Here is a 24,630-nt window from a genome sequence, read left to right as displayed (position 1 = left end):
CAATTGTAATGAATGACCTGCTGGTTGAGTAGTAAATGTAAATACAATCATCATTACCGGATTCCCCTTTCTTGTCAGTCATCTTGACCATCGGTGTCCAGAGCATTATCCCCGAACAGATGATTCGATGCTGTCATAAATTTGAATTTGATCTCGTTATGGTTGAATCTTATCACTAGGCTTTGGCGGCTGTCAAACCTTTTTCACAAAAAATTCAAGTGCGCTCCCCGTACTTCCGTTTATCAACTGGTTGGTCTAATCGTCGAAGCGGTGTTATGATAGAATACGAGTATGCAATCAAATTAAGCATTAGAGATAGGATAAGGAGATGAACGGCAGCATATGAGTATCCATGTGACTGAACAGGCAGCAGCTTGGTACAAGAAGGAGCTGGGGCTGAAGGATGGAGATAGCATTCGTTTATTTGCTCGTTACAGCTCAGGTGGTGGCCTGCATCCCGGATTTTCACTGGGTATATCCGTGGAATCCCCGCAGCGTCCTGTCATGGAGAATACCGCCGGGGGGCTTACTTTCTATATGGAGGATCAGGACTCTTGGTATTTGAAGGGACACCGGGTGGAAGTGAATTATCTGCAAGATCATGACGACATTGTGTACAATTACGCGGAGGAATCCGAGGGTTAATTAGTGCGAATCAATGACAGAGCTCATTCAAGTTGATTTTTGTGACTGTAGTAGTCCTGCTTGAAGGAGCTAAAGGTATTGTGAAATTGATTCAGATTACATGCAAAAAGAGCGGCTGCAGGGCCACGGGAGACATACTCCGTGCACCTTGCGCCGCTTTTGGGTCTCAAGGGAAGTGCATAATCTCCTAAGGCTGATGCAGCATCGGGTCCTCCAGTGCGAATTCGAAATCTTCGATATCATAGACCTGCACGGGAATGGTATGCTCCAGCAGGCGCTGAATCCATTCAATCTGGTCTGTCAACAGAGGGAGCTGTCTGCGCTGGGCCGTGAGCACAAGCTCGGTCTCGATCGGATCAAAATCATCCCCAAATTGTGCAGCATCCACGGCATTGACAATCGTCACTGCGGTAGTATCACCGACCAGGATCGGAGCGCTGGCTCCCCAGGGCATCTGCAGGGCACGCCTGATTTTTTTCTGATTCAGCGGCTCCTCCAGATATCCGACCAACTCCCGGATTTTCTTCTTCACATACTCATCATCCGCGGTATTGTCCATCAGGGGATCGGACGTCTCCTGCAGCTCATATAATTCCAAAAACGAGGTATAGGGTACAATATATTCTACAGACTCGGCTGCTGAGAGCAACTGACCGTAGATGGCGAGCATTACGGCCTCGGTTACAAACTGTCGGGACATAGCATTTCCTCCTGCTAACGGTGTAAATCGACTTGAGTATAACATACTCACGCTTGAAATACAGCTTGGCAGGTGCGGACATTCTGTTCTTGAGAGCAAGGGGGAGAACCTTTGGAGCGAGATTATGAACGAACACGGCCAACTGATGGTCTTGCTACGAACTGGCTGCGACAAGTGCTGGGGATAGATGTTGGGGTCCCACTGCAGTCTAGAGAGCTAAAGGGTGGTGCATCGGCACAAATGCTGAAATGGAGCCTTGGCCCAAGCGATCTGACACAGTATGCCAGTCCTCAACCTGACAATATCTCGGATTCTACGGTTGATGCCATCAGGCGACCGGCATATCAGGCTGTGGTAATGAGGCTTTTTACAGACGCAGTGTGGCTGCAGCAGGAGCCTGATCTGCCCGTTCACGAGAGTGAAGCACTACGAGCGGCGGCGACTACAGGACTTCCTGTACCTATTGCGATCGCACGAGATACAGATGGTAGTATAGCTGGAATGCCAGCAGTGCTTATGTCCTTTTTTCCAGGAAAGCCTTATGTTCAGCCTGCTCCGCCAGAGTTGCCTTGCCAATTGTGGGCTGGAGAGATGGGAAGAGTATTAGCGTTGTTACACGCCTCTAGCGCCAGCCTAACCTGGAGCTATTCCAGGTACACGCCAGCCGCAGAGCTTCGAGTACCGAGCTGGAGCCGTGAGCCTGAGGCTTGGCAGTTCATTATTGATCATGTACAGCAGGGGCTGCCTGTTTATCAGCCTGTATTCATCCACCGCGATTACCATCCCGGCAACCTGCTCTGGGATCAAGGGAAAATTAGTGGGGTCGTTGATTGGGTGAACGCTTGTATGGGACCTGCTGGAGCGGATACAGGCCACTGCCGGGTGAATCTCGCCATTCTTGGAGGGGAAGAGATGGCAGATTCCTTTATGAATAGCTACCTTAACGCCGGGGGATTGCAGGAAGCAAGCCATCACTATTGGGATATGAATGCGCTCACTGACTTTGTAACAGACCCACTCGAGGTGCACAAGGGCTGGCTAGATCTGGGACTTCCGATGACGACTACCCTAATGGCAGAACGGCTGGATAGATATGCCTTAGTGATTGCCGCCCGAGCAAGGAATGGATAAGAAGGGGGAAGCATGAAGGATTTGAAATGGTATTTGGGCTTTATCAAGCCTTATCGACTACGTATTGTAGCAGCCTTATCCATTGGTGTTATCAAGTTCAGCATTCCGCTACTATTGCCGCTATTGATCCAGTATACGGTGGATCATCTGTTGCTGGAGGAGAGCATAAGTGTAGAAGAGAAGATCAGCCAATTATTCTGGCTGCTTGGTGGGGCGGCCGTGGTATTCATTGTGCTACGAGGCCCGGTGGAATTCGCACGGCAGTACCTTGCACAATGGATTACGAGCAGCGTGTTGTTCGATATACGCAATCGAATGTATGATCATCTACAGCGATTGTCACTGCGTTTCTATCATAACCGCAAGACGGGCGACACGATCTCACGATTCATCAATGATGTCGAGCAGACCAAAAATATCGTCGAGGTCGGCATGATGAATGTCTGGCTGGATCTTTTCTCGCTACTGCTGGCATTGGGATTCATGGTTTATATGGATTTCAAGCTGACAATTGCGGCTTTTGTAGTTCTGCCTCTGTATGGGATCTCTGTGAAAATACTGTATAAACGACTGAAGCAGCTGACGAAGGATCGCTCAAAGGCGCTAGCCGGAATTCAGGCCTATCTGACCGAACGTATCCAGGGCATTGCTGTCATTCGCAGCTTCACACTTGAACGCTATGAGCGTGAGCAATTTGGTCAGGTCAATCAGCAATTTCTACAAAAGGCACTCAGCCAGACACGGTGGAATGCCATGACCTTCGCGATTATCAATACGTTGACTGACATTGCGCCCTTGCTGGTCATTGGCTATGGCGGCTACGCTGTTATTCAGGGTGAGGTGACGCTGGGAACGTTCGTGGCGTTCTTCGGCTATCTGGAACGAATGTATAATCCGCTACGGCGCCTAGTGAATGCTTCTACCGTATTGACTCAAGCCTCAGCTTCACTGGAAAGAGTCATGGAGCTTATGGAGGAGCCCTACGATATTCGTGATACTTCGCAGGCCAAGGAGCTCAAGGAACCGATCCAGGACATAGAATTACGGCAGGTCTCCTTCAAGTATGAGACATCCAGTTCATGGATTTTGCAGAATATTCAGCTACATATTCGTAGTGGCGAGACCATAGCATTGGTGGGAATGAGTGGGGGCGGCAAATCCTCCTTGATCAGTCTGCTGCCGAGATTCTATGATGTGCAGGAAGGTGCCGTGCTGGTGAATGGACTGGATGTGCGAGAGTGGACATTGAACAGTTTGCGTTCCCAAATGGGAATGGTGCTGCAGGATCATTTCCTGTTCAGCGGATCGGTCCATGATAACATCCGGGTTGGCAACCCTGACGCAGATAAGGATGCGGTGCGAGCTGCCGCTCGAGCGGCCAACGCAGATATCTTCATTGAGCAATTGCCTCAAGGCTACGATACCGAAATTGGTGAACGCGGAGTCAAGCTGTCGGGTGGACAGAAGCAGCGAATTGCGATTGCACGTGTATTTCTGAAGAATCCTGCTGTACTCATCCTGGATGAGGCTACCTCCGCATTGGATCTGGAAGCGGAGCATCAAATTCAGGAATCACTATTACGCCTCTCTGAAGGGAGGACGACGATCATCGTTGCACATCGTCTGTCCACGATTACCCATGCGGACCGGATCATTGTCATTCAGGAGGGTAGGATCACCGAAGAGGGTACACACGAGGAACTACTGCAGCGTGAGGGAGATTACGCCCGGCTGTACAATATTCAGCAGCTTCCAGAACATACACACTAGCTATGGGCAGATGGAACAGATCTGTAAGACAAGGGTCCCCGGCATCCTGTAATAGGCTGTGCGGGGACCCTTATTGTGTATAAATAAGCATAAGCCGGGCAAGTGGATCTGAGCAGTATAACATCATAGGGGTGTAGCCTCAAACTACACTTTGCCGATGAGCAGTGACAACAGACCTGCAGCAATAAGTGGGCCAACGGGCACGCCCTTGAAGAGCGCGACGCCGATAACGGTACCGATCAATAGCCCGGTCACGATCGTAGGCTGGCTTGACATCAGAGAGGCCCCACGTCCCCCCAGATATGCAACAAGTATCCCGATCACGATCGCAAGTAGCGATTTCCAGTGTGTGAAGGATTCGAGCACTTGATTCATGCTGATCTTCCCACTGGCGAGCGGGGTCATCACGCCAATCGTCAGAATAATGATGCCTATAGTCAGGCCGTATTTTTCCAGCCAGGGGAAGGCCTGATTCACATGAGCTATTCGCAGCAGGAGCAAGATGAGCATCGGGATTGTGACTGTTGCATTCCCGCTCAGAATGCCTAATGCAGCGAGTAGGAGGAGCAGCAATGAGGTGATATCCATTAGCAGTTCACCCTCCAATTTCAAGTTAATAACGTGATTTAAATACTTGGTTCCCTAGCAGAATTATTCTTCGTGAGTAGTCTGGTAGAGCAGATGGTGTGTCTGTAGTCTAGAATTCCCTGCGACTAGCCTATAATATGCTCAGCAATAAGCTTTCCGTGCCAGCGGCCTGTCTCGATAAACACCTCGTTAGCATTACTTCCAGAAGCGATAACTCCTGCCACGTAAACGCCTGGTACATTCGTCTCCATCGTCTCGGGATTCAGGACAGGCTTGTTCAGGTCATCATTCATCTGTACACCTGCTGATTCCAAGAGCTTGCGATCCGGACGGAAGCCAGTCATAGCCAGTACAAAATCATTAGGCAGAACGAATGGCTCCCCCTGAGTCGGAGTGACCGTAATTTCTTGGGGACGAATATCGGTGACGCGAGAGGCCAGATAGAGTCGCACCTTTCCCTTGGTCACAAGGCTTTCGAATAACGGGCGTACCCACGGCTTGATGTGAGTGGAGAGCTCGTCTCCGCGATAGACCATATCAATCTCAGCACCTACACGCACCAATTCCATAGCAGCATCTACAGCTGAATTACTCCCGCCGATAATGGCTGTCCGTGTTCTCGTATAAGGGTGTGCTTCACGGAAATAGTGGGTAACCTTGTCCAGATCCTCGCCAGGAATGCCCAGATAGTTGGGATGATCGAAGTAGCCTGTTGCTACGACCACATATCGTGTAGCGTAAGCTTGCGCTTCGCCGCGTCGATTCAGTGTATGTACTATGAATGTGCCGTCTGGTTGCTTTTCGATGGTATGTGCTTCCTCATATGGCTTTACCTGCAGATCATAATGCTCTGCGACCTTCCGGTAATAAGCCAATGCTTCGTGACGGAAGGGCTTCTCATTAGATGAGCTGAACGGAATGTCTCCGATCTCCAGCAGCTCTGCTGTACTAAAGAATTGCATATTAGTGGGGTACAGATAGATGGACTGAACAATGTTATGCTTTTCAATAATGAGTGATTTCAGGCCTCTACGGCCGCATTCTATAGCTGCGGACAGACCGCATGGTCCACCGCCAATAATGATAATGTCTTGCATGATGGGTACAACCTCCTGATATACAGACTATTTTATTCATACCAGAGCATTACCATCCTACCGCAATCATGGCCGGATTTCCAGCGAAGCTCCCAAAAAACTCCGGGTTTACCCCGAATTTGCCTGAGGAGGCTACTAGTTAAGCTGAGATTGCAGCGGAAGAGCAGCTGTAGGCTTCTCGAGGAATGAATTTTAGGAGCGAGAATTGACAAGGGAGAAGAAATGTTTATATATTAGATATATATCTAATTAAAAGGTTGTGAAATTAGTGCAGCTGGATAAAATGATCAATTACCATAAAGCGCTAGCTGATCCTACTCGAATGAGAATGCTGCTTATGCTCTCACAGGGGGAGCTGAATGGACAGACTTTGGCAGAGAAGCTCAACTTATCTCAGCCTACAGTAACGCATCACGCTTCTAGGCTCAGAGTAGCTGGGCTGATTAAGGAACGTAGGGAACGAAATACAGTGTACTTTCGCCTAGATGCCGAACTGATCAAGCAGCATGCGGCTGCGACCGTGCAGTTTATTTTTGGAAAAGGGGATGATACAGCGATGAACACGGAGGTGAATGAGGGGATGGAGGCTTCTGTAAAGCGTAATTTTTTTGCAAAGGATGGACGACTTCGCCAGATCCCGGCTCAATATAAGAAAAAGCTAATCGTGCTGAAGCTGCTTGCCGAGCAGCTGGAGCCTGGGCGCAAATACGAGGAGCGAGAGTTGAATGTCTGGATCAAGCAGTTCCATGATGATTTTGCCACGATTAGACGGGAATTCATCATGCATCAATTCATGTATCGGGAGAATGATGTGTATGAGCTGAATCCGCCAGAAATGTGGACCCATTGGGAGCAGGTCCATTAGTGCTGTCTCATCTTCTATAGCGCTGCTCAGTACGGATGAACAATAGGGGAAGCTGATCTGTGGTCTGTATTTGGAAGTTCATGGTTGACAAAGCAGTTCAATTACAAGTATAATCCAGTTAAATTTAAGAAGGAGGCGGTAACTATGATGAAGCTGAATAGAATTGCTCAGATTGTAAATATCGCCTCCCGTACGGAATAGTAGTGAGCAGTAAGACTGTAATATTGGCAGTCTGAGCTGTTTTAATGCTGAGCCGCAGGGAGGATTCCCTGCGGTTTTTGCATTGCAGAATTGGGTAGGTCTCTTTAAGAGGTCCTCAATTTTGTAATAACTGGAATTACTGTGTCTCAAGCGTCGTCTGTCCTGATGAGGTTTGATGTGGAGCGCAGCGGTTCTGGTTGCCGTGTATGTACAATGCACAGCGCAGTCTCCGCAGGGATATCCCTGCGGATTTTTTGCGTTGTTCCGCAGCGGGAGGCAGCCTGCGAATGGAGCTTGAAAAGCACAATTTTCGGTAAAAGATCAAGGCTTCAGGCTTCTCCGGGCTGACAAATTACGAATGATCGTCGTTATGGGTAGAGTACACATTTAAATACACGATTAGGAGCATGAACAATAATGAATAATCAAGTAACAGAACTTAGACATTATGGTTGGACAGAAGACTGGAACGAGGTATGGAATGGGATGCTGCTAGCGCAAGCAGAAGCGTCAGAAAGACAGGGGGCGGAATTCAAGGAGAACTCACAGCCTGCCAGAGTGATTGCGGATTTCGGTCAAAAATTAAAGTTAGTAACCAAGGAAGGAGAGTGTTGGGGCGGGGTCTCCGGCAAATTCAGGCATCAGACAGAACGCCAGTCTGATTTTCCTGCTGTTGGCGATTGGGTAATGATTACCCGCACTGGCCTTGTGGATGATGCCGTAATTCATCAGGTGCTCCCGCGTCGAAGCCGCATATCCAGACAGGCAGCGGGGATGGAAACGAAGGAACAACTGATTGCAGCGAACGTCGATACACTCTTTCTGGTGCAGGCTCTGAATGGAGACTATAATGTGCGCAGAATGGAACGGTATCTGACCATGGCATGGAATAGCGGTGCGAATCCCGTAGTAGTACTGAGCAAAAGTGATCTATGCGAGGACCCCACTCCATTCGTGGCCGAGATTAGTAGTGTCGCCATTGGTGTGCCAGTAGCTGTGATCAGCGCCAAAATGGAGCAAGGTATGGAGGAGCTGGCAAGCTACCTTCAGCCTGGGCACACGATTGCTCTGGTCGGCTCGTCAGGTTGTGGCAAATCAACCATGGCCAATTGGCTAACAGGCTCCGAGCAGCAGGTGACTCAGGGCATTCGTGAGGATGATAGCAAAGGGCGACATACGACGACACATCGGCATCTGCTACCACTTGCCAGCGGAGCTGTGTTGATCGATACTCCCGGGATGCGGGAGCTTACGCTGTGGGACGATGGTGCCGACGTATCGGCAGCATTTGAAGAGATTGATGAAGTGGCAGGGAATTGTCGCTATCGGGATTGCCGTCATGAGAATGAAGCAGGCTGTGCGGTGAAGGAAGCAGTGCAGAATGGTCAGATCCCTCAGCAGAGAATAGAGAGCTTCAAGAAAATGCGCCGGGAGCTGGAGTACCAAGCACGTAAGGAGGCGCAAAAGGAGCGCAAGAGACAAAGTGGTGGCTCTGCGGCTAATCGCAGGGAGACGGGCTGGCGTCGAGATTTGGGCTGGTAGTGTAGTCGCTGTCAGCGGGGAGCGCTGTCGACCGTGCTTTGCGATATCGTGAACCTCATCTGCATACATTGATTAGCAGGAGGGATGCGATATATGTACAGCATTATTATTGACCTGTCCGACTTTCACTTGTATCTCATTCAGGATGGCAAGGTCGTCCGAGGTTATCCCATTGGGGTTGGAAAATTGGCAACACAGACTCCTCACGGTCAATTTACCATTGTGAACAAACAGGCCAACCCGGGCGGTCCTTACGGTGCGTTCTGGATGGGACTATCGAAGCCGCATTACGGCATTCATGGTACCAACGAGCCTTGGCTCATTGGGCAGGCTGTATCACATGGCTGCATAAGAATGTACAACGACGATGTTGTTGAACTCGCGGGGTTAGTGCCCATTGGAACCTCGGTGACAATCCGCCCCTGACCTCCAGGCCAGTTCATGTTCATTGATTTGCTTAAGCACAGAATCGAAAGAGAAGGCCAGTGGCTTTGGATTGTATGATGCCCAATTCGGATAAGGACTCTCTTACGTAAGTGTTCCTTGGATGCTGACAGCACGGGATCTTGGCTGTAGACACGGTTTGGAATGGCATATATTGGGTAAAGTATAATTACCGCAGATGGTTGTACTTACCTGAGCGGCAGAGAACGCTGTAAAGGAGCCTCGAGTCTAATGTCCATTGATCGGTTTATCTTGCGAAAATTGGACAACTGCCGGGATGTGCACACCAGACATAATCTGCTGCAGCTGTTCAGGATTCGCATTGAGCAAGCCAAGGTGCAGTCCTCACACAGGCATATGAAGGGAAAAGTATAAGAGCTGTAGAGTACGTAACAACAAACAACAACTTTTTGAAGAGACCCATCAGGGTCTCTATTTTCATATTGTGCTATTCTATAGACGAAACTTATTTGTAAAGGAGATCAAGATGATTGCAATCGTTAATGTTCGTGATCATGCTGAGTTGCTTGAGCAGGCTGTTCAATATTTCTGGACGCATTGGGGAGCAGAATCTAATTTTAACTTTTATCAAGATTGTATTATTCAGTCCTGTAGTACGGATAGCGAAGTACCCAGATTTTATCTAGCGATGGAGGACGAACAGATTATTGGTTCGTATGCATTGCTCAGAAGTGATCTTAATAGTAGACAGGATTTATCTCCCTGGATGGCCTGTCTTCATGTGGAGCCTTCACATCGAGGTAGAGGAATTGGAGATCTACTACAAAATCATGCTGTGAAAGAAGCACGTGAGATGGGCTATTCACGGTTGTTCCTGTGCACAGATCTTGAGGGCTACTATGAGAGAACGGGATGGAGTCACACCGGTACAGGCTACGCCCTGAATGATCAGGAGTTAAGCATTTATGCTTATCAAATCTAGGATTGTTCTGACAATTATAGCGGATGTACAATGGTAAATTGAGACCAGCCCCTAAGCTTCGGTGAAGTTAGGGGCTGGTCTATGTCACTGCGTCCATGTTCGATTACTGATTAAGATTAGTAGAGGGACAATGCGAGTGAATCATTCTCATTAATGCTGTGCAGAATAGCTTCGCTACCAACAATTTCGATACTGATCAAGGAATTCAAATACTTTTGCAGAGTACGTTTGCCAGTGCTAATTTTATTCTCCAAGGTATTGGAGAGAAGCTTTAAGGTTTTTTGCATAGGCTGTTTATTTTCTTGAGTAAAGTACACAGGGATTTTTTTGTCTTGGAATGTAATTAATGTTTTCATAAGAAATCACCTCGCTAGAGTTATTTCATGGTATTTATTCTAAAAGCCGTTGCTTAAAATTACCTTAAAAGCACCTTATAAAAACATAAAGCTCATAAAAGTTTTCAAACTGTTCACAATTGAATGAAGTCACAATCAATTATCTGTTAGGGGATTTTTGTCGATTGCGTTCACGATCCCTTGAACTACAAGTAAAGCGTGCTCGTTGAACAAGCAAAGAGCAATCGATTCCCTACAAACGAAGTATGATTAATCGCATCGCTAGACACTTCTACTAGATAAAAAAGACTACTAAAGGCTTATTTTATAAGGGTCTATGGGTATTTTGTAACAAATTGACAGATTCATAGGGCTAGGGTACAGTTACATTAGCTCTTTAGCGCGTTCTTCAGGTGGGATTACACTTAATTGTTCAGGCTGAGAGCTGCCAGGCAATTGGAGCGAGCAGGAAAAGGCGGATTTAGAGGTTGTCCAAGTCTTTGCGCAACAGATTAACGTTCAGACAGTATATATAATGAAAAGCACATATAATCCACACTGATTTTGCAGGTGTACCTTATCAGATATAGTTTATAAGGAAGTCATAAGATTTAATCTAACATGCTAATAATCACATAGCTCTTGACTGGATTAGCTGCCAATCAGTTATATGGGACTGCTGCTAATCCATGAATGTGGAGCTTCTATATAATAGGTAATAGTAGAATGCAATTAAATAAATAGATGGAGTTCCTCCAGACCCCATACACAATCCTTAACAGATGCGGAGGCCATGGGATGATTTTGACCGTACTCTCAGGAAGAGAGGAAAGTGACTGGTTCGATATTGATGTCGATGATGAGTATTCTGTGCAGCATTTGAAGCTGATGCTCGGAATTCGAATATTTGGAGAGGCCCCGAGTGAGGGGATGCAATATATGATGGAAGCCAAGTTTCCGGATGGTCTGTGGTTCCTGGTGGATGACAGGCAATTGCTGATGGACGCAGGCCTGCGAGAGGGCTGTACGATCCGGATTCAACGGACCTTCTCTACGACAGAGGATGAGGCTCCGATTTATGGACGAAGGACTCTGTTTCAAAAACAAAAAAATGGGTAAATACACCCATATCTAGTGACTTCAAACGAGGTCAAATTGATCAGTTTATAGAAAGGGGACTTTTGGCGTGAATGCACTTTATCAACGATCCCCGCGTCTTCGCCCTGCTCTAAAGGATGAGAAACTGGAGATTCTGCGGCCGCCGTCCGAGCCAAGCAAACCAACCTTTTCGATTATTTCTATTATTATCCCAGTAATTATGACGGCTGTAACTGTCGGCTTCTACATTTATATGAGCAGAACCGGTAAAATGGCTAACAGCAACTATTTAATGTTTCAGATGGTGACGATTTTCATGATGCTTAGCTCCTACACCATTCCCTTCTTCGTATACCTTCATAATAAGAAGGAATATCGGCAGCGACTAGAGGAGCGTGAACGGATGTATCGTGAGCAGCTGGACAAGCATCGCGCAGAACTGGAAGAGAAGCGACAGGAGCAGGTACGAATCCTGTATGACATACATGGTGATCCTCAGCTGTGCGCCCAGGTTGTCAAAAGCCGCAGCAGTTCTTTGTGGGAACGGTCTCCCGAGGACGAAGATTTTCTCGATGTAAGAATTGGAACCGGGGAGGTTCCTTTTCATATTCAGGTGCAGGTTCCAAGGGCCGACGGTTACGAAAAGGAGCCGCTTATTGAGGCAGCACATGAGCTGGCCCATGATTTTCAGACGGTATCCAAGGCTTCCATTACACTACCGTTGTTCAAATCCAAGGTCATCGGCATCGTTGGCGAGCGCAAGCATGTGCTTGCCGCATTGCGCGTTATGATTGCCCAGGTGACTGTGCGGCACTCACCAGATGAGGTGAAGATCGCTGCCTTCTACGAGGAGCGCGAGCAGCAGGAATGGAGCTGGATGCGTTGGATGCCCCATGTGTGGGATGATGAGCGTTCGCAGCGAATGCTGTCTGATCGCAGCAGCAGTGCACACCAGTTGGCAGACAGCCTGTTTGCTGTGCTGAATCGTCGCAAGGGCAATCGTTCAGAACGAAGCAATCGCAAGATGGAGCTTCCATGCTACATTACGCTGCTGTCTGACGGTCAGATTATTGAAGAAGAGCCATTACTGCCCTTGCTGCTGGAGGAAGCAGATGCCATCGACTCCTGTACCATTGTTCTCGCCTCACGTAAGGAGGCGCTCCCGATGCAGTGTCAACTGATCGTAGAGGTGGATTCTGAATCGGGCGTGTCGACGCTCAAATCTGACTCTGCTGCTGTAGTACAGCAAAAGTTCGCATTGGATCGCTTCTCATTAGAAGAGGCAGAAGCAGCTGCCCGCTTTATGGCACCCATCCGCCTCAAGCGTTCCTCCGCCTCGGACATTCCAGCGATTTTGCCGCTATTCGATATGCTTGGTGTTGTTAGAGTGGAGGAGCTGAGTGTGCTGGAGCGTTGGCAGGAGACCAGACATCCAGATACGCTGCCAGTGCCAATGGGAGTCAGAGCTGGCGGCAAGCCTGTAATGATCAACCTGCACGACAAGATTGAGAGACAAGGTCATGGTCCGCATGGTCTGATCGCTGGGACGACCGGATCGGGTAAGAGTGAAGTCCTCCAATCCATCGTAGCTTCGCTTGCGGCAGAGTTCCACCCCCATGATCTGGCCTTTATGCTCATTGATTACAAGGGCGGAGGAATGTCAAACACCTTCATAAATCTGCCTCATGTGGTAGGGACGATTACCAATCTTGACAATAGCCTGATCGAGCGAGCAAAAATCTCGCTCAAGGCGGAACTGGTACGACGTCAGAAAATATTGAATCAGGCAGGAAATCTACAGCATATCGATGAATATTATCGTCTGCTCAGACAACGTCAGGCCGAGCCCTTGCCTCATCTCGTCATTATTATTGATGAATTCGCACAGTTGAAGAAGGATCAGCCTGAATTCATGGATGAACTCATCAGTATTGCGGCTATAGGTCGTACGTTGGGGGTCCATTTGATCCTTGCGACTCAAAAACCAGCAGGCGTTGTTGACGATAAAATATGGAGTAACTCCCGGTTCAGAATATGTCTTCGTGTACAAAGCGAAGGAGATAGCCGGGATATGATCAAGATTCCGAATGCTGCCTGGATTACGAAGCCGGGCAGAGGTTATTTTCAAGTCGGAAGTGACGAAATCTTCGAAGAGCTTCAGTATGCCTGGAGCGGGGCTCCTTACCGAACAGATAATGATGTATCGGCTGCCTTGCCTGTGAATGAGCTACGCTTGAATGGCAAGCGTGAGCCGTTGCTGACTGGAGAGCGGGCAGCAACCGGGCTGCAGATGGAGGAATCCCAAAAGCAGCTGCAGGTATTCATTGATTATATTGCAGCGCAGGCTGAGCAGGCAGGCATCCAGAGGCTGCAAGGTCCTTGGCTTCCTCCGTTGCCAGAGAGCATTGATCTTACAGAGATCCCTTCCCCGCATGCCAAGGAGGCTGGGCTCTATGGTCCAAAAGACTTAACGACCGTGGTAGGCCTTATTGATGACCTACCGAATCAGCGTCAGGAGCCTGTTAGTATTGCTACTGACCACGGTCACTGGGCGATCTACGGTATGCCTGGCATGGGGAAGACTACCTTTGTCCAGACACTACTCATCTCGATGGCCAGTCAATATACAGCGGAAGAATGGAACGGCTATATTATTGATATGGGCCGAACGATGCGTGATTTTGTAGACCTACCGCAAGTAGGTGCAGTAATGATGGCTGAAGAGGAGGACCGGATCAAGAGATTGTTCCGTTACCTGTCTAGATCGGCAGCTTTGCGCAAAGAACTGATCGCGGAAGCCGGAGTCAAGACTGTGAACAGTTATCGTCGCTCGGCAGTGGAGAACATCCCGCAAATTTTAGTTGTAATCGACGGCTATCTGAACTTCCGCAATGCGTTTCCAGACGAAAATGAGCTGCTTGAGACGATTTTGCGTGAGGGTGGAAGTCTTGGAATTACCTTCATTATTACTGCTAATCGGATTACGGATCTATTCGAGAAGTTCCGCAGCAATATACCTAATGCTGTCAGCTTCGAGCTGTCCGATCCAAGTGATTACTACTACGCCGTAGGACGACCAGCGAAAATCCCTGGTCCGATGATTCCAGGCCGAGCCTTGCTCAAGGGGCAGGTTCCGCCACTGGAGTTCCAGACAGCACTTCCTTCTCCGGGTGAGGATGAGACGAAGCGTTCGTCCAATCTGCGACAATGGATTCGCAAGATCGCTGAATGCTGGGAGGGGAGCACGGCTCCTGCGATTCTGCCACTGCCCGAGAGGGTTCAGCTGGCTGATCTCCTAGCTAGCTGGAACAGGCCGGAAGGCTGGGAGACAGCTCAACCGTTCCATGTACCTGTCGGCTTGCAAAGTGATGACCTTGAGCCGTTTTTGCTGAATCTGAAGGAAGGCCCGCACTTTCTCGTTGGTAGTCCGATGGAAGGGGGCAAAACGTCCTTCCTAATGAGCTGGATTCTATCATTGTCTTATTACAACTCTCCAACTCGTCTGGAGATCTATACCGTTGATACACGCTATGGTGGTGGTGGACTCTCCCGACTGCGACATCTCCCGCATGTAACGGCAGCCGCAGAAAGCGAGGAAGAGCTGGCACCGCTTGTAGCAAGGCTCTATGAAGCCGTGCAGCAACGGACGAAGGATGGCTCCGACCCGGAGATTGTACTATTTATTGATGATGCTGATATGCTTGGCAAGCAGCTTAATGATTTTACAGTGAAGGATCAGTTGTCCGCGATTGTGCGGCTTGGCCGTGATCGGAACGTGCACGTAGTCCTTTCGGGTGTACCTGCTGATTTCCCGACCTTTGGTGTAGATTGGTTCAACGATGTCAAGGCCAGTCAAAGTGGAGTTTTATTTGGCACCGTTGATCCTAATGATTTATCCGTCTTTCGTATTCCTTATACCGAATCGAACTCCGTATCAGGAGGGCTGAAAGTCCTGCCTCCTGGCCAGGGATACTACGTACGTCGCAAATTTACAAGGATTAAAGCGGCAATTCCATTTGAAAATAGCCAAAACTGTGAGGAATGGATTATCAAAATTCGTGACCGATGGCACGTTGTGGTTTGAGGGGAGGTGGCACATAATGTTAACGTTTGAAGTATCCCAACAAAAAATGATACATCTGAAATCCAAGGAGCTGTTTTTTCTGGCAGGTGTACTTGGATCGGAGAGACTGCTGGGCGTGGAAGATCCATTTCAGGGATATCTTGCTGAGGAGCTAACCCGAGAATGGGAAGAGGTAAAGACGTCATTGCTGGAGAAGGGTTATCTGCGGCAGATGGAAGAGGGGGGCGAGCTGGCAATTCCGCCGACCGTCTTCTCAAGAGTTGCTATTGCCGGACTATCCAGAAGAGCATGTCTAATCGAGTATACGAGGGATGGCAGGCGATTTGAGGGCTATCTTCATTGCACGAACGAGAAGGTTGTAGAGCTCGCGCAGTCGGATGAAGATGAGTACCGCTTAAGTGAGCTTGGTGATGTAGAGAACGCCTGTGAAACAATCATTGAGAAGATGGGATGGCGTGAACAGGTGCCAGCCGAATCCCCGGCTCTAATGTTCTCCCAAAAAAGATTTCACGAAATTAATAAGCTGGCCGATAAAAACAACACAGAAGTAATTCGTGCCATGCTGACCGAAGCCAGTGGTGATCCCGAGGGAGCAGCTATGCTGGCCAAGACGCTCTGTTCCAAGGTGTCTGAAGGGGAGCTTACCCTTCTGGTATGGAACGGACAGGAATGGGAATCACAGCGTGCAGCCTTTACGGTATGTGGTTCCATGAGCTGGCTGTATCGGATGAGCTCAGTCGGTAACGGGGATTGGTTGATTGCTACATTAACGACGCAGGAGCAGTTTTTGGCATTACTCCTTGATTGGTTAAGACAGTCTGCAGGGACAGAAGAAAGGTGATAGACATGCGCATTCGTGTAGAACCGGATGTGCTTCGAACGCTTAGCAGTCAGCTACACAACGCGGCGGAGCAGATTCAACATTTGACATCTGAATTGGAAAGGGCACTTCAATCCATGAGCTGGGAGACCTCTGCCCGTGAGGACGTGTTGCGGCAATGGCAGCAGGCCAGGAGGCTTTCCGAGCACATTCATTCCAGTCTTCGGACGATGGGGACTCAGCTGAACACCAAGGCCGATCAATTCCAGACTGCAGATCATCAGTACAGCACCATCTTGTCCTTTGCCCACTCCAGCCAAGCCCGGCCAGCTACGATGTTCAGACATTCCTTCTCAGGAACATCCGCCTTGCTGACCGAGCAGGGTGAACGAATGATGAATATTTCAGACCCCTCGTCTGTCATGACCGTCATTAGAGGAGCCGAGTATCGTGCGGTTGATCTGCACGGTGATATTCTGCGACAAGCGTCTTTGGAGCAGCCTAGCGACTGGCATTTCTCCGATCCAGCATTCATACGTAATGAACATGCAGCTGCACAAAGCTAAGCTTTGATTCACTTTTATCTAATGCCAGCTTGCAGTCATATGGGACCTGCCGTCTCCTAAAAGTTACTAAAGATGTGTTTTATGTGAGGGAAATGGGGTAATAAGGATTAGGTCTTTTGCCTTTTGTCATCTGAAAAAAGGTTATAGTACAATTTGAACCAGTTCGATTCCCAACATTTTCATCCAAATCAATTTAACTCAACAAGGAGGATTCATTCCATGGCAGGACGTATTTTAATTACACCAGAACAAGTAGATCAGGTGGCGAACCAATTTAAACAAAGTGGCGAGCAAAGTCAGCAGATCGTTTCCAGCCTGACACAATCCATTCAAGGCATGGAAGGCCAATGGGAAGGTATGACAAAGCAACGCTTCTTCCAGGAGTTCCAGGAAGCTAGCAAGCAAATGCAATTGTTCGTTCAAACATTGAACAGCATCAGCCAAGAGCTGACTGCTATTGCCAATAAATTCCGTACAGTGGACCAAGCGAAGTAACAGTGCTTCTGTTAGCCGTAGTTGCACCTACTTAAAGATACAGAGTCAAGCTGGTGCTGAACACCTCGCATGTGTTCACGGCGGGAGGCCTGTTGTACAATGGATGTATGGAGCAGCATAGGCTGATCGTTAGATCGGCGATAGGCTGCAAGCAAGAAAACCGGGCGCTCTTAGGACACCCGGTTTTCTTGCCATACATTGTCATTTAAGCATACACCATCATTAAAGTGGATTCTGACATGCTAGAGGATGAGCAATCCTCTACAGTCATGTATAACCTACCGATCGAAGTAAAAGAGAGGGATGTCGAATGTCTTTTCAACCCAACCCTGGGGATGAATTGCTGATTAATGGAAAGAGGTACGTTGTCGGCAGCCATCCTGCAGCACCTGGTATTGCTTACGCGCAGGCAGGTCGACAGGGAATTGTCTATCAATTGCTTGCACCTAATGGAGAGCTTCATGAAGCCAAAGCGTTAAAGGTATTTTTTCCTAAGTTCCGTATACCTTCCATGGTATACCAATCGGAGCACATGGAAGCCTACGGAAATATCCCTGGCCTGCAGGTCTGCAAAAGAGACGTGCTCACTCCCGAAAGAAACGGAGACTTAATTGCCGCGCAGCCGGATTTGCTGTATGCGGTCCTCATGCCATGGGTCCATGGTATGACATGGTTCGACTGCATTACAGAGCAACGGGTGCTCACCCCTGCTGAGAGCCTCGCATTGGCGAAGTCGCTGGCCGGCATTGGTTCATCTATGGAGCAGCGCGGTCTGGCTCATTGTGATCTGTCTGCTCCCAATGTCATGCTTCCGTTTTTTTCTGAAGTAGAACTGCCAGATGGAAGATCACCCGTGGAGCTGGTGGATGTCGAGCAAATGTACAGCACCAAGCTGGACAGGCCTGATTCCTTGCTGGCCGGCTCACCGGGATATGCTGCACACAGAACGGTGTCTAGCGGCATGTGGAGCGGCTACGCAGATCGTTTTGCAGGGGCAGTCATCATCGCGGAGATGATGGGCTGGTCCGATGCCATTGTCGTTGACAAAGCGTGGGGCGAGAGTTATTTTGACCAGCATGAAATGCAGAGTCCATCCGAGCGCTATCACATACTGAAGAAATCCCTTCAAACCCGCTGGGGGACCAAGGTCTCTGAATTGTTCGAGCGGGCCTGGGACAGTCAGGATTTGAGTAGCTGTCCTACCTTTGGAGAATGGCTGGTGGTGCTTAGCTCGTTGCGGATGGAGAACTATATGTCATCCGTGCCTCCACGCTCTGCAAGCGGGAACAACCAGGCCGCCGCTAAGTCTTCGGACGAGCTTGCTTTGTCCGATTCCGTGGCAGGGCAGCCATCGCCATCCAGACCTGTACCTTATGCCACCGAAAGGGTAGGACAGGCTGCAGAGACAAGTGTAGTGGCTGGAAGCCCAGTAGGAAGACAACTATCCGTTGAGGACCTGAGTGAAGAGGCCAAGGCAGCCTTGTCGGGACTTAATTCCGCTGAGATGCGGGGCGACAAAGGTGTGATGAATCGCTTATTCGATGAAGCGCGTGAGCTGGAGCAGCAGAACAAGCTCGCGGCAGCTCTGGAGATCTATCGTTCTCTGTATCACTTTACAGAGGAGGATAGCCCCCTGCAGATTGAGATTCGGGCAGCTATTGATGGTCTCGAAGCCGAATTGAATCCGCCTCCTGTGGAGAAGCCCAAGACTCCTGCCTGGTACAAGTCGAAGAAGGTAATGATTACATCCGCTGCTGTAGCGGTGCTACTGGTAGCCTCTATTCCGACGGTGCAGATTCTGGCAGATCGAGATCATGCCAAGCAACAGGAGGCTGCAGCTCAGCTGGAGCAGGCTGCTCGGGAGGAAGAGGAGCGCAGACAGACTGAGGAGGCTGCACGTATTCAAGCTGAAGCAGATAATCAAGCCAAGGAAGCTCAGCTAGCTGTACTGAAGAAGCAAGAGGAGGAAGAGCAGAAGCGACTACAGGCTGAAGCTGATCTTAAAGCCAAGGAGGCAGCCGAAGCAGTGAAGAAGCAGCAGAAGCAGGCCGAGGCAGACAAACAGGCCTTGCAGGATAAATATGATCGCCAGGCCAAGTATGAGTCCTATCTGGCATGGAAGAAGGAACGCGATGCCAAGGTAGCCCAAGAAAAGGCAGCGGCTGAGGCGCGTAAAAAGCAACTGGCAGCAGAGCGCAAAGCCAACGTTATTGAATTGATTAATATCTATAACAAGGCTTATAGCTCACAAGAAGGAGGACGTACAGACAAGGCAAAAACATTTGCCAAGCAGTTCCTCCAAATCTATAATCAGGACCCTAGCTATTATAAATCAGTAGGTGAAGTCGGCTATCGGGCGAATTCGATCTATAATTTCTTGGGGAATTCAGACTATAGACTTCCGAAAATCTGACCAGAGCGGGACACTAGAGAAATTAATGGCTGACCGAGGTGACCATAAACAATGAATTACAGTATACAAGCATCCCAACGAACTCCGGCTCTGGTTATCTATTTGATTGACATCAGTGCGTCCATGAATATGCTCATGGATGGACGGCGCAGAATGGATGTGGTGTACGAGGCACTGTCTCTAGCGATACGACAGATGGTGTTTCGTTCCACGAAGGGCAATCGCCTGACACCCAGATATCGAATCGCGATTCTGGCCTATAGTGACGATGTGTATGACCTACTGAACGGTATCAAGGGTATTGATGAGATTGCGGCCATCGGGTCACTGCCTGATCTGACACCCAAGCGCTTCTCGGATTCGGCCAAGGCTTTTCAGCAGGCAGAGCGTATATTGCAGGCAGAGCTACCTAGCATGCAGGATTGTCCGGCTCCACTCGTATGCCATATGACAGATGGTGTGTCGACAGGGGACGATCCGGAGCCAATCGCCAAGCGGATTATGTCCATGAGTGTTCCGGACGGCAACGTGCTGGTGGAGAATATTTTTATATCGGATCGCTTGCTTGATAGCCCCATTCCGGACCCGCGTCGCTGGAAGGGGATTACTGACGAGACAGAGCTAAAGGACGAGCATGCCATCAAGCTGCGCAATATGTCCTCCAAGCTGCCAGAGAGCTACCGTGAAATGCTATATGAAGCAGATTATCAGCTGGGTGAAGGGGCCACCATGATGCTGCCAGGTACCTGTGCCGAGCTGATATCCATCGGTTTTCAAATGTCAGCAGCTACACCAGTGAGGTAAGGAGGTATTTGTCTATGAGGCCATTGCTGTCACTGTTATCCTTGAAGAAGCGTAGAGAGCAGGAGCAGAAGGGAACATCATTTGAATACATCAGCTCCCAGATGGGAGAGCAACCATTGACCTCAATTCAAAGCCGGTTCTACTGTCGCTATGGTTATGGACGGGCAGCGGAATCTATCAGTGTAGGAGAGAGCGGCCAGGATTTTGCGGCTATTCGGATTAAGGACGGGAGCTGCAGCTTTGTTGTATGTGACGGGGTGGGCATGAGCTATCGCGGAGATTTCGCAGCCCGTTTTCTGGGCTCATCTCTGCTGGACTGGATGGAGCGCGAGAGCGACATTACCCCCGCCAGATTCAAGTCCTATCTGAAATCACTCGCAGCAGACGCAGCAAGCGAACTGGCAGCCGAGTCGTTGTCTCATGTATCGGAGATGCTCCGAAATGTGCTGGAGGACAAGCGCAAGCAAGGCAGTCAGTCGATGTACATATGTGGAAAAATCGAACTTCCAGCTCGCAGCGGTAAGAAGGGGCGTATGATTCTCGCCTGGCAGGGGGATTCACGTCTGCGATTATGGCAGGGAGATCAGGAACTGGAGCATATGTTCCGTGGCTCCTTCCAGACGGGAGAGCGCTGGTCTTCTGCTCGGGGCCCTGTCGGGGGCGAACCGCACTGGCAGGAATTCAAGCTATCCCCCAAGGATTCAATCCGTCTCCAAATGTACACGGATGGGCTGTCTGACCTGGATGCTATTCGAGACTGGCTACCAGATGATCAAATCCAGGTCCTGCTAGATGCGCGACATACAAATGGACTGGATGATGACGCAGCCTACATTGAACTTGGCTGGCAAGGGACATCATAGGTTATACGGGAAAGTTACGGAACATGATAAGTACAAGTGAGAGCACCGGAGAGCTGACAGGCTATTTCGGTGCTCTTTGCCGTCCCTAATGTGGTTTAAGCATCCGCAATAAGACCATCCACTAATGAGTTGATTATAATCCATGCTATTTTGGGTAATCTTGAATACAGAATGCTAATAATGGCAAAGGAGCGTGTATACATATGATGTTTCCAGTGGACTTTCCTGCAGTGCATGGCCCACGGTTTGAGGGCAAAATAGCAATTATTACTGGAGCTGGCTCCGGCATAGGCAAAGCTACAGCGATCCAGATGGCTCGTGAGGGAGCAAAGGTAGCGCTCTTTGACCTGATTAATGAGCGTACGGCAGTTACTGAGCAGGAGATCAACAGCTTCAGTCCTGGTGCTGCACGCGCGTTCGATGTGGATATCTCAGACTCACAACGGCTGGAGAGAGCTGTGCTGGAGACGGTGGAGTTGTTCGGCGGGCTGGATATTGTATTTGCTAATGCTGGAATCAACGGGGTGCTTGCGCCGATTGAGGAGCTGTCACTGGAGGATTGGCGGAAGACGCTCAATATTAATCTGGATGGTACCTTCCTGACAGTAAAATATGCTGTTCCCCATCTCAAGGCACGAGGTGGCGGAAGTATAATCATTACGAGCTCGATCAATGGGAATCAGCGGTTCACTAGCTTTGGCATGACAGCTTACAGCACCTCCAAGGCAGCTCAGACGGCGTTTGCCAAGATGGCAGCTTTGGAACTGGCTAAATCCAAAATTCGCGTCAACGTCATCTGCCCGGGTGCGATTGCCACGAACATTGATGAGACTACTGATAAGACGGACGGGCTGAAGGAAATTGTTATTCCGGTAGAATTCCCTGAGGGTGGACAGCCACTGGCGGATGGTCCTGGCCAACCGAAGAATGTTGCTGATCTGGTTACCTTCCTGGCTTCGGAGCAGTCCTCACATATTACTGGCTCGCAAATTGTCATTGATGGGGCAGAGTCCCTCTTATTTTAGCCTATACATTGCTGTAACGCTTGATTGCTCTAAAGTTGCTCAAGCAGGCTTGACTGAAAGGAATCCAACAGTATAAATACTGCTAAAGTGGAAGTCACTCTACAGTGCTGTCTGGAGTCGCTGCAAATCTTCACTAGACAGGTGGATAGCTTCTCTTGTCAGCCTGTCGAGGTCGAAGTGAGCGATAAGCTCAGTGGCCGCGACAGGCTCAGGGTATTCGAGCAGCCCGCTCAGGTAAGCTAGCCAGCCTACGATTTGCTCCGGCCGAATTCCTCGGCTGCGTGCCGCTTGAAGAAAGATTCCTCCATGCCGTTTGGCTAATCTTCGTCCATCAGGGCCATATACAAGCGGCACATGGGTGAATCGTGGAGGAGTCAGCCCAAGAGCAGCATATAGCATAAGCTGTCTTGGGGTGGAATCTAGCAGGTCATTTCCCCGTAATACATCTGTAATCTGCATGTCAGCATCGTCCACTACAACAGCTAACTGGTAGGAGTACATCCCATCTGCCCGTTTGATGATAAAATCCCCGCCGTAGCCTGCAGGAAATGTTGTTACCCCTTCCATGGCATCCACAAAAAGAATTTCGTCTGAAGGCAACCTGTCCACCCGTATGCGATAGGAGGGGCCCTTTTGCTTGGTCTTAGCCGCAGCTTGCTCCAGGGTAAGTGTACGGCAGGTTCCGGGGTAACGAGGACCTTCACGGGTCAAGCCATGCGGAGCGTGCACGACATCTGCCAGATCAGCGCGGCTGCAAAAGCATGGAAAGAGAAGGTCTACTGCCGCAAGCTCCTTCATGGCGGCCTCGTACTTCCAGAGCCTGGAGCTCTGCTGATAGGGTCCCAGGCTTCCACCGACATCGGGACCTTCATCCCAGTCGATACCTAACCAGTAGAGGTCCTCGATGATTCCTTCGGTAATCCTTGTACGAGAACGGTTCAGGTCTGTATCCTCAATTCGCAATACGAACTCTCCACCTGCTGAGCGCATTTGAAGCCAGGAAAGCAGGGCTGTTCTGGCATTGCCCAAATGGAGCTGTCCAGAGGGAGTGGGCGCAAATCGTCCACGTCTTTCTCTAGAGGGGTGTTGGTCCTTGAAAGCTGCAGAGGAATCAGGTATATTGCCTGCATGTGATGGTTGATTCAAATCATGAACTGATGGCTTCATCGGCTTCGCTTCCTTATTTTCAGTATTTATGTATCACGTACTGTGTGCTAAGGACTATAATTTGCTGCGATTCAAGACCGTGAATATGGCCTTTTTAGGCTTCTGCATCCTCTCCGTATAGCATCAACACTTCATGAAGTCCAGGAATATCATCCTTTCTGGGGTTGAGCAGCTTTTGTGCCTGAGTGGTTCGCCAGTGTAGCAGCTTTTGTGCTGCCGCGAGCTGTACCTGCTGCACAGGATGGTGCAGATGGTCCGTAAGTACGTGCCAAGCCGTATTATTCTGGAATTGGGCAAGAGCATCAAGACAATGGATGACGACTTCCGTGTCAGGCGAGCTTAATAAATGAAGCAGCGGCTCGAAGTCCTTGATCCGGCCTGGATGATTGAACCTTAGCTCACTAATTTCCTGTAAGGCTTGAATCTGCTTGCGAGGTTCTGGCTCACGAAGCTGCGTGAGCATTTGTGAGAATTTGTGCATGACCAGTCGATTCGCATCATATTGTCCTGTCCAAAAGCAAGCCGGGCATAGACAAGGGGGACGTCCCTTGGAGGTGGGAGAGTAACGCCAGCCGGTTACCTGCGATACAGAGCGTACAGAAATGATCTCCGCAGCAGTGATCCTGCGTGGAATGATGACTTGGAAGCCCATGCGGTCTTCTGTCTGTCTGAATTGGCCAGCCGCTGCTGCGGCAGTACCGTACCGATGCTTACCTGAAAAGCTACCAAAGTAGACCTGCTCTTGATCACGTACACGAAAATGAACGGCCTTTAGATTCTTCTTGTTGAAGCGCTTAAGCTCCCTTAGCCACTGATGGACCGCATAGTAATCATCAATGACAGGCATACAGAAGACTCCGCTGCTCGCTTCCGGATAGTGGATACGACTCTTGCGTATACCGCTTCGCCGAATGGCCGAAATCGTGTCTTCTGGTGCAAGATGAATGAATTGCGTCATCGTGTCTCCTCCTGTAACCTTCCAATATATATTTTCCGAATAATGTATCTTTAAGTGTAGCTCTAACTGGGAAGTA

General features: G+C 49.3%; 23 protein-coding genes. 17 read left to right on the top strand and 6 right to left on the bottom strand.

Features of this window, described 5'->3' with window-relative positions:
* Positions 1-342 precede the first annotated feature (342 nt).
* On the top strand, positions 343-645 hold the full coding sequence (locus K331_RS0104125; protein ID WP_028589303.1) for a HesB/YadR/YfhF family protein: 303 nt from the start codon (positions 343-345) through the stop codon (positions 643-645).
* A 187-nt stretch (positions 646-832) separates the two neighbouring features.
* Here the strand turns inward: K331_RS0104125 and K331_RS0104120 are convergent, their stop codons facing one another.
* Positions 833-1,345 (bottom strand): hypothetical protein, encoded by a 513-nt coding sequence (locus K331_RS0104120; RefSeq protein WP_028589302.1) that lies wholly within the window; start codon positions 1,343-1,345, stop codon positions 833-835.
* A 111-nt stretch (positions 1,346-1,456) separates the two neighbouring features.
* On the opposite strand from K331_RS0104120, the gene K331_RS28885 reads away from it, so the two are divergent.
* Positions 1,457-2,476, top strand: coding sequence for an aminoglycoside phosphotransferase family protein (locus K331_RS28885; protein WP_051289610.1), 1,020 nt, complete (start codon positions 1,457-1,459; stop codon positions 2,474-2,476).
* A 12-nt stretch (positions 2,477-2,488) separates the two neighbouring features.
* Positions 2,489-4,246 (top strand): ABC transporter ATP-binding protein, encoded by a 1,758-nt coding sequence (locus tag K331_RS0104110; RefSeq protein ID WP_028589301.1) that lies wholly within the window; start codon positions 2,489-2,491, stop codon positions 4,244-4,246.
* A gap of 144 nt (positions 4,247-4,390) precedes the next feature.
* Here the strand turns inward: K331_RS0104110 and K331_RS0104105 are convergent, their stop codons facing one another.
* Together K331_RS0104105 and K331_RS0104100 are read right to left on the bottom strand one after the other, a co-directional pair.
* Positions 4,391-4,834, bottom strand: coding sequence for a DUF441 domain-containing protein (locus tag K331_RS0104105; protein WP_018883284.1), 444 nt, complete (start codon positions 4,832-4,834; stop codon positions 4,391-4,393).
* A 125-nt stretch (positions 4,835-4,959) separates the two neighbouring features.
* A complete protein-coding gene (locus K331_RS0104100) occupies positions 4,960-5,931 on the bottom strand; it encodes a YpdA family putative bacillithiol disulfide reductase (protein WP_028589300.1) in 972 nt (323 codons plus the stop codon).
* A 268-nt stretch (positions 5,932-6,199) separates the two neighbouring features.
* Between K331_RS0104100 and K331_RS0104095 the strand changes: the two genes are divergently transcribed.
* From K331_RS0104095 to K331_RS0104070, 5 genes are all read left to right on the top strand, one after another.
* On the top strand, positions 6,200-6,796 hold the full coding sequence (locus K331_RS0104095; RefSeq protein WP_028589299.1) for a DUF2087 domain-containing protein: 597 nt from the start codon (positions 6,200-6,202) through the stop codon (positions 6,794-6,796).
* Between the two features lie 687 nt (positions 6,797-7,483).
* Complete coding sequence (gene rsgA / locus K331_RS0104085) at positions 7,484-8,539, top strand: ribosome small subunit-dependent GTPase A (protein WP_404821468.1); 1,056 nt, start codon at positions 7,484-7,486, stop codon at positions 8,537-8,539.
* A gap of 93 nt (positions 8,540-8,632) precedes the next feature.
* Positions 8,633-8,965 (top strand): L,D-transpeptidase, encoded by a 333-nt coding sequence (locus K331_RS0104080; RefSeq protein ID WP_025676976.1) that lies wholly within the window; start codon positions 8,633-8,635, stop codon positions 8,963-8,965.
* Positions 8,966-9,214: 249 nt separating this feature from the next.
* Positions 9,215-9,358 carry a hypothetical protein gene (locus K331_RS32140; protein WP_166653172.1) on the top strand — a complete coding sequence of 48 codons (144 nt, stop codon included), beginning with the start codon at positions 9,215-9,217 and terminating at the stop codon, positions 9,356-9,358.
* Positions 9,359-9,470: 112 nt separating this feature from the next.
* Positions 9,471-9,926: a GNAT family N-acetyltransferase gene (locus K331_RS0104070; protein WP_028589297.1), complete on the top strand. Its 456-nt coding sequence runs from the start codon at positions 9,471-9,473 to the stop codon at positions 9,924-9,926.
* 116 nt (positions 9,927-10,042) lie between these two features.
* On the opposite strand, the gene K331_RS0104065 is transcribed toward K331_RS0104070, so the two are convergent.
* Positions 10,043-10,282, bottom strand: coding sequence for a hypothetical protein (locus tag K331_RS0104065; protein WP_018883276.1), 240 nt, complete (start codon positions 10,280-10,282; stop codon positions 10,043-10,045).
* 777 nt (positions 10,283-11,059) lie between these two features.
* Here K331_RS0104065 and K331_RS0104060 point away from each other — a divergent pair.
* From K331_RS0104060 to K331_RS0104020, 9 genes are all read left to right on the top strand, one after another.
* Positions 11,060-11,380 (top strand): hypothetical protein, encoded by a 321-nt coding sequence (locus K331_RS0104060; RefSeq protein WP_018883275.1) that lies wholly within the window; start codon positions 11,060-11,062, stop codon positions 11,378-11,380.
* Positions 11,381-11,447: 67 nt separating this feature from the next.
* Entirely contained in the window at positions 11,448-15,443 is a 3,996-nt protein-coding gene (gene essC, locus K331_RS0104055; protein ID WP_028589296.1) for a type VII secretion protein EssC, read from the top strand.
* Positions 15,444-15,459: 16 nt separating this feature from the next.
* On the top strand, positions 15,460-16,284 hold the full coding sequence (locus K331_RS0104050; RefSeq protein WP_028589295.1) for a hypothetical protein: 825 nt from the start codon (positions 15,460-15,462) through the stop codon (positions 16,282-16,284).
* 5 nt (positions 16,285-16,289) lie between these two features.
* Positions 16,290-16,829, top strand: coding sequence for a WXG100 family type VII secretion target (locus tag K331_RS0104045; RefSeq protein WP_028589294.1), 540 nt, complete (start codon positions 16,290-16,292; stop codon positions 16,827-16,829).
* Positions 16,830-17,048: 219 nt separating this feature from the next.
* Positions 17,049-17,324 (top strand): WXG100 family type VII secretion target, encoded by a 276-nt coding sequence (locus K331_RS0104040; protein WP_018883271.1) that lies wholly within the window; start codon positions 17,049-17,051, stop codon positions 17,322-17,324.
* Between the two features lie 310 nt (positions 17,325-17,634).
* On the top strand, positions 17,635-19,737 hold the full coding sequence (locus tag K331_RS0104035; RefSeq protein ID WP_028589293.1) for a membrane protein: 2,103 nt from the start codon (positions 17,635-17,637) through the stop codon (positions 19,735-19,737).
* A gap of 51 nt (positions 19,738-19,788) precedes the next feature.
* Positions 19,789-20,541, top strand: coding sequence for a vWA domain-containing protein (locus K331_RS0104030; RefSeq protein WP_018883269.1), 753 nt, complete (start codon positions 19,789-19,791; stop codon positions 20,539-20,541).
* Positions 20,542-20,555: 14 nt separating this feature from the next.
* Positions 20,556-21,404 (top strand): protein phosphatase 2C domain-containing protein, encoded by an 849-nt coding sequence (locus tag K331_RS0104025; RefSeq protein WP_028589292.1) that lies wholly within the window; start codon positions 20,556-20,558, stop codon positions 21,402-21,404.
* A 203-nt stretch (positions 21,405-21,607) separates the two neighbouring features.
* Positions 21,608-22,429 (top strand): SDR family oxidoreductase, encoded by an 822-nt coding sequence (locus tag K331_RS0104020; RefSeq protein WP_051289608.1) that lies wholly within the window; start codon positions 21,608-21,610, stop codon positions 22,427-22,429.
* A gap of 99 nt (positions 22,430-22,528) precedes the next feature.
* On the opposite strand, the gene gluQRS is transcribed toward K331_RS0104020, so the two are convergent.
* Positions 22,529-23,596 (bottom strand): tRNA glutamyl-Q(34) synthetase GluQRS, encoded by a 1,068-nt coding sequence (gene gluQRS, locus K331_RS0104015; RefSeq protein ID WP_028589290.1) that lies wholly within the window; start codon positions 23,594-23,596, stop codon positions 22,529-22,531.
* A gap of 94 nt (positions 23,597-23,690) precedes the next feature.
* On the bottom strand, positions 23,691-24,554 hold the full coding sequence (locus K331_RS0104010) for a HEAT repeat domain-containing protein (RefSeq protein WP_028589289.1): 864 nt from the start codon (positions 24,552-24,554) through the stop codon (positions 23,691-23,693).
* Positions 24,555-24,630 lie beyond the last annotated feature (76 nt).

The sequence above is a fragment of the Paenibacillus massiliensis subsp. panacisoli DSM 21345 genome (genome assembly GCF_000426545.1).
In the GTDB taxonomy this organism is placed as follows: Bacteria; Bacillota; Bacilli; order Paenibacillales; family Paenibacillaceae; genus Paenibacillus; species Paenibacillus panacisoli.
The sequence above is the reverse complement of the archived record's forward strand: the minus strand, read 5'-3'. Positions and strand labels throughout refer to the sequence as shown.

Excerpts from the sequence above, each read along its gene's own strand:
- K331_RS0104105 (WP_018883284.1), bottom strand. The coding sequence starts at position 4,834 with ATGGATATCACCTCATTGCTGCTCCTCCTACTCGCTGCATTAGGCATT.
- K331_RS0104010 (WP_028589289.1), bottom strand. The coding sequence starts at position 24,554 with ATGACGCAATTCATTCATCTTGCACCAGAAGACACGATTTCGGCCATT.
- K331_RS0104125 (WP_028589303.1), top strand. The coding sequence starts at position 343 with ATGAGTATCCATGTGACTGAACAGGCAGCAGCTTGGTACAAGAAGGAG.
- K331_RS0104040 (WP_018883271.1), top strand. The coding sequence starts at position 17,049 with ATGGCAGGACGTATTTTAATTACACCAGAACAAGTAGATCAGGTGGCG.
- K331_RS0104020 (WP_051289608.1), top strand. The coding sequence starts at position 21,608 with ATGATGTTTCCAGTGGACTTTCCTGCAGTGCATGGCCCACGGTTTGAG.
- K331_RS0104080 (WP_025676976.1), top strand. The coding sequence starts at position 8,633 with ATGTACAGCATTATTATTGACCTGTCCGACTTTCACTTGTATCTCATT.
- rsgA (WP_404821468.1), top strand. The coding sequence starts at position 7,484 with ATGCTGCTAGCGCAAGCAGAAGCGTCAGAAAGACAGGGGGCGGAATTC.
- K331_RS0104070 (WP_028589297.1), top strand. The coding sequence starts at position 9,471 with ATGATTGCAATCGTTAATGTTCGTGATCATGCTGAGTTGCTTGAGCAG.
- gluQRS (WP_028589290.1), bottom strand. The coding sequence starts at position 23,596 with ATGAAGCCATCAGTTCATGATTTGAATCAACCATCACATGCAGGCAAT.
- K331_RS0104060 (WP_018883275.1), top strand. The coding sequence starts at position 11,060 with ATGATTTTGACCGTACTCTCAGGAAGAGAGGAAAGTGACTGGTTCGAT.
- K331_RS0104100 (WP_028589300.1), bottom strand. The coding sequence starts at position 5,931 with ATGCAAGACATTATCATTATTGGCGGTGGACCATGCGGTCTGTCCGCA.
- K331_RS0104050 (WP_028589295.1), top strand. The coding sequence starts at position 15,460 with ATGTTAACGTTTGAAGTATCCCAACAAAAAATGATACATCTGAAATCC.
- K331_RS0104025 (WP_028589292.1), top strand. The coding sequence starts at position 20,556 with ATGAGGCCATTGCTGTCACTGTTATCCTTGAAGAAGCGTAGAGAGCAG.
- K331_RS0104120 (WP_028589302.1), bottom strand. The coding sequence starts at position 1,345 with ATGTCCCGACAGTTTGTAACCGAGGCCGTAATGCTCGCCATCTACGGT.
- K331_RS0104035 (WP_028589293.1), top strand. The coding sequence starts at position 17,635 with ATGTCTTTTCAACCCAACCCTGGGGATGAATTGCTGATTAATGGAAAG.
- K331_RS0104110 (WP_028589301.1), top strand. The coding sequence starts at position 2,489 with ATGAAGGATTTGAAATGGTATTTGGGCTTTATCAAGCCTTATCGACTA.
- K331_RS0104065 (WP_018883276.1), bottom strand. The coding sequence starts at position 10,282 with ATGAAAACATTAATTACATTCCAAGACAAAAAAATCCCTGTGTACTTT.
- K331_RS0104030 (WP_018883269.1), top strand. The coding sequence starts at position 19,789 with ATGAATTACAGTATACAAGCATCCCAACGAACTCCGGCTCTGGTTATC.
- K331_RS32140 (WP_166653172.1), top strand. The coding sequence starts at position 9,215 with ATGTCCATTGATCGGTTTATCTTGCGAAAATTGGACAACTGCCGGGAT.
- K331_RS0104045 (WP_028589294.1), top strand. The coding sequence starts at position 16,290 with ATGCGCATTCGTGTAGAACCGGATGTGCTTCGAACGCTTAGCAGTCAG.